This is a genomic window from Mesorhizobium sp. M5C.F.Ca.IN.020.32.2.1 (assembly GCF_004023105.1).
In the GTDB taxonomy this organism is placed as follows: Bacteria; Pseudomonadota; Alphaproteobacteria; order Rhizobiales; family Rhizobiaceae; genus Mesorhizobium; species Mesorhizobium wenxiniae.
In genome coordinates this window covers 1-4,154 of record NZ_RZSX01000587.1, presented here as the reverse complement: position 1 = coordinate 4,154, position 4,154 = coordinate 1, and the positions used below count along the sequence as shown (strand labels likewise).

Below are 4,154 nucleotides of genomic sequence, written 5' to 3'. Positions count from 1 at the left end.
CCCGTGCGCTGGAGGACGATCTCTCCAAGCTCGCCGATACGCGCAAGGAAGTCGACCGTTCCCTGTCCGGCCATATCGACCAGATCGCCGCCAGAAGCACCGACATTTCGGACGCCATTGCCGCTGACGTCGAAAAGATCGAGCAGGCGTTCAGCCGTCAGACCGGCATCATCGAGGAGCGCGCCGGAACCATGGAGCGCGCGCTGTCGACCGGTGTCGACAACGTCCGCAGCGTGCTCGAGAAGAGCGCCGTCTTCGTCGCGGGAGCGCTGCGTGAAAAGGTAATGAAAGTCACCAGCGCGCTGCATGAGCAGGCCGGCGCGGCGTTCAGCGACGCCGACCGCAAGATCGCCGAGCGTGCCGAGCAGACCTCGGCCGCCTTGCTCGCCAGGGCGGAGGATATCGCCCGCACCTTCGAGGAGGCGGACCGCCGCCTCGCCGAACGTGCCGAAGACACGTCGACTGCGCTCATTGCCCGCGCCGAGGATACATCGAGCGCAATCATGGCCCGGGTGGACGACACATCGAACTCCTTGCTGACGCGCGCCCAGGAGACAGCCGACCAGCTGGCCGCTCGTGCCAGCGAGATCGCCGGTACATTCGATGCGGCGGACCAGAAGCTGGTTGCCCGCGCGGTCGAAACGGCGCAGTCGCTGGCGGCACGCGCCGGCGACATCCTGCGCAATTTCGAAGGCGCCGACGAACGGCTCGGCGTGCGCATCGGCGAATCGGCCGAAGCGCTCGCAGCGCGAGCATCGGACCTTGGCCGCATTTTCGATGCCGCCGACCAACAGCTGATCTCGCGCATCGCCGAAGGTTCGGAGGCGCTGTCGGCCCGCGCGTCGGAGATCGGCCGTATCTTCGACGAGGCGGATCACCGTCTGGTATCCCGAATCGCCGACAGCACGTCGACGATCGGAGAACATGCCGACAACATCGTCGGGGCCTTCGCCAGCACCGAGCAGCGGGTTGCCGAACGTGCGCGGCAGACCGGTGAGGAACTTGCCGTCCACGCCCGTGAAATCGAGCAGGCGCTCGCCGGCGCCGACGAGCGCCTGGCATCCAGCGCGGCGGCTGCGGCGGCTCGCGTCGAGGAGCAGGTTGCCGGAGTCGAAAACCGTCTCGTCTACACCACCGAAACGATAGGCCAGAAGCTCAACGAGCAGGTTTCGACCGCCGAGGCGCAACTTATTTCGCGCGCCAACGCGATCGCCGAAACCTTCACTGCGGTCGGCCAACATATCGGCCAGAGCACCAACGACGCGGCGAAGACCATCGGCACCAACACCCGCGAGCTCAACACCATGCTTGCGGCACGTTCGGCCGAGATCTCGAAAATCCTCGACGAAACGGCACGGCCGCTGGTCGAGCGCTTCGCCCAGGGCGGCTCGGAACTGCAAAAGAGCATGGAAGAGGTGACCGAACGCGCCACCGAGAAGCTCCGCAGTGAAAACGCCACCCTCGTCAATGCGCTCGCCAGCCGCACGGCCGAAACATTGTCGGCCGTCGAAGGCGCGCGCTCGACGCTCGCCGACAGTGTCGCCGATCTCATCGGCCGTATGAGCACCTCTAGCTCGCAGCTCGGTCAGTTGATCGAGCAGGCGGCGGCCAATCTCGGCCAGGTCGACGAACGCCTGACCGGCAGCACGCAAAGCTTTGCAGCGACCACGGAAAAAGCCGCGCAGACCTTCGCCAGTTCGGCACGCCTGGTCGATTCGAACACGACACGGCTTACCGAGCTGTCGTCCGCGACCTTGCGCGAGGTTGCCTCGATCGCCACCAAGTTCGACGAGCACAGCCGATTGCTGTCCAGTGCTTCGGATCTGTTGAGCTCGGCCCAGAGCAACCTCGAACACACGTTGGAACGACAGTCCTTGCTGGAGGATCTCGCCGTCGGCCTGGTCAAGAAGTCGGAGGATCTCGAAAAGGTCATGCGCTCGTTCGAGGATCTGGTCGGCCAGACGTTGCAGAACGCCGAAGGCAAGACGCTGGAGTCGGCGGACAAGATCCGTACCGCCATCGCCGACGTCGTCGATTCGGCAACGAAGCGCTTCGCCGACGCGACCGAGGAGATGCGACGCACCGCCGGCTCGATCAAGAGCGAGCTCGACCTCACCCGCGCCGAGCTCAAGAAGGGCGTCATCGAGATGCCGGAAGAGGCAAAGGAATCGACCACGGCCATCCGCCGCGCCGTTTCCGAGCAGATCAACGCGCTGAAGGAATTGTCTGAAATCGTTGCGAAATCGGGCCGCAGTACCGACTCCTCGGAGCCGCGCAACCTGCGTCCGGCACCGCAGGCGCCTGCCGCGCGCGCCACTGAGCCGCTGCGCCGTCCTCCGGCCCAGCAACCCGAACCTCTTGGCCCGCAAGCGCCATCGGGTGACACCTCACTGCGCGGCACGCTCGACCTGGAACGCCCGGCCGAGACGGCGCCGCGCCAGCGGGACCCCAATGGCCGTACGCCGCAGGGCGGCTGGGTGCGCGATCTTTTGACCGGGGCATCGCGCGAAGAGGACGCCAAGCCGGCGGCACCTTTGGAAGCGCCACGCTCGGCACCTGCCCAGCGCTCGCCGCTTCACGTCGTGGAGTCGCTTAACTCGCTTTCCGTCGACATCGCCCGCGCCATCGATCACGACGCCTCGATCGAGCTTTGGAACCGCTACCGGCGCGGCGAGCGTGACGTGTTCACGCGGCGTCTCTACACGCTGAAGGGCCAGCAGACGTTCGACGAGATTCGCCGCAAATATCAGATGGAGGCGGAGTTCCGCGTCGCCGTCGACCGCTACTGCGACGATTTCGAAAAGCTGCTCAAGGACGTGTCGCGCAACGACCGCGACAACATGATGGCGCAGACCTACCTGACGTCGGACACCGGCAAGGTCTATACGATGCTTGCCCACGCCAGTGGCCGCCTGCATTGATCAGACGATAGGAACCAAAAAGGCGGGAAATTTCCCGCCTTTCATGCCATGCCGACCCCTTCGGGATGATGCTCTATTGATTGATCTCCGGTTCGACGAGCCTTGCCAGGTTTCGCAGCGACTCCTGCCAACCGAGATAACAAGCCTCAGCTGGAATGACGTCCGGCACGCCTGCCTGCGTGATATCCAGCTCCGTGCCGACTGATACTTTCTTCAGTATCACCGTCACCTGCATCTCGCCGGGCAAGTTAGGATCGTCGAACTTGTCCGTGTAGCGCAGGCGTTCGCCCGGGACGAGCTCGACATATTCGCCGCCAAACGCGTGGCTTTTGTCCGTTGTGAAGTTGCGGAACGACATTTTGAATGTGCCGCCGACTTTGGGTTCCAGATGATAAACCGTGCAGGTAAAGCCGTTGGGCGGTAGCCATTTCGCGAGCGCGTCGGCCTCGAGGAAAGCGCGGTAGACTTTTTCTGGGCTGGTTGCCAGGACGCGGTGCAGGCGTACGGTACTGGGCATATCATTTATCCTTGTGATTGGAGTGTCGATCCACCCAAGGACGAACCGGTCTTGACCAATCCGACAGAAGTTCTGAGGTTTTTTGATCCTACGCTGCGCCCGGCAGTTCCGGCTGTATCAGATCACCGAATCGGTCCAGCGGACGATGTCCTTGGCTGCATCGCCGAACGCATTGTCGAGCGCGCTGACATAGGCCTGGTTGCCGCTGCCCGAGACGGGCGCGGTCGCGGTAAAGCTCTTCGAGGCGCGCACCTCGCCATTGCGGTCGTTCAGTATCCGCACGAACAGCTCGACTTCGGCATGTTCGCCGCGGTCGACCCTGACTTCAAAGGAACGGACCTCGACGATGACCTGGTAGTCGATCGCCAGCCCCTCGCCCGGCTTGCCCACACCGGCGAAACTGCCCGAGCGCTGGAATGTCTCGGCCAGCCGCGCCTGCACGATCAGCGGCAGCCGATCGGCCCATTGCGCGCCCTTGAGGTACTGGATCGAGCGCACGGACGGCTTGATGACGATGTTCTGGCTGTCCAGCGCCTTGAGCGCGGAGGGTTGGGCAATGAGGATCTGGCGGCGGCTGCGGCCGCGCGCATCGAGCGGCGGCGCCGACAGTTCGAATGTGTCCAGAGGCGCCGGCCCGCCGCCCGGCAAAAACGCGCAACCGGCTACCAAAAGCGTAAGCAATGCCACACCCGCTTTAAGCCCGCCCGATTTGACCC

Annotated in this window: 2 protein-coding genes and 1 pseudogene; 1 reads left to right on the top strand and 2 read right to left on the bottom strand. The window is 64.2% G+C overall.

Annotated features, from left to right (window positions below; translation table 11 throughout):
* Window positions 1-2,921, top strand: a pseudogene (locus EOA86_RS24855) (kinesin); the annotation flags it as partial.
* A gap of 73 nt (window positions 2,922-2,994) precedes the next feature.
* On the opposite strand, the gene EOA86_RS24850 reads toward EOA86_RS24855, so the two are convergent.
* Window positions 2,995-3,438, bottom strand: coding sequence for an SRPBCC family protein (locus EOA86_RS24850; RefSeq protein ID WP_029352946.1), 444 nt, complete (start codon window positions 3,436-3,438; stop codon window positions 2,995-2,997).
* 117 nt (window positions 3,439-3,555) lie between these two features.
* On the bottom strand, window positions 3,556-4,154 hold a 599-nt coding region (locus EOA86_RS24845; RefSeq protein WP_245497365.1), incomplete at its 5' end, for an ABC-type transport auxiliary lipoprotein family protein.

Coding starts and splice junctions, on each gene's coding strand:
- EOA86_RS24850 (WP_029352946.1), bottom strand. CDS start 3,438: ATGCCCAGTACCGTACGCCTGCACCGCGTCCTGGCAACCAGCCCAGAA.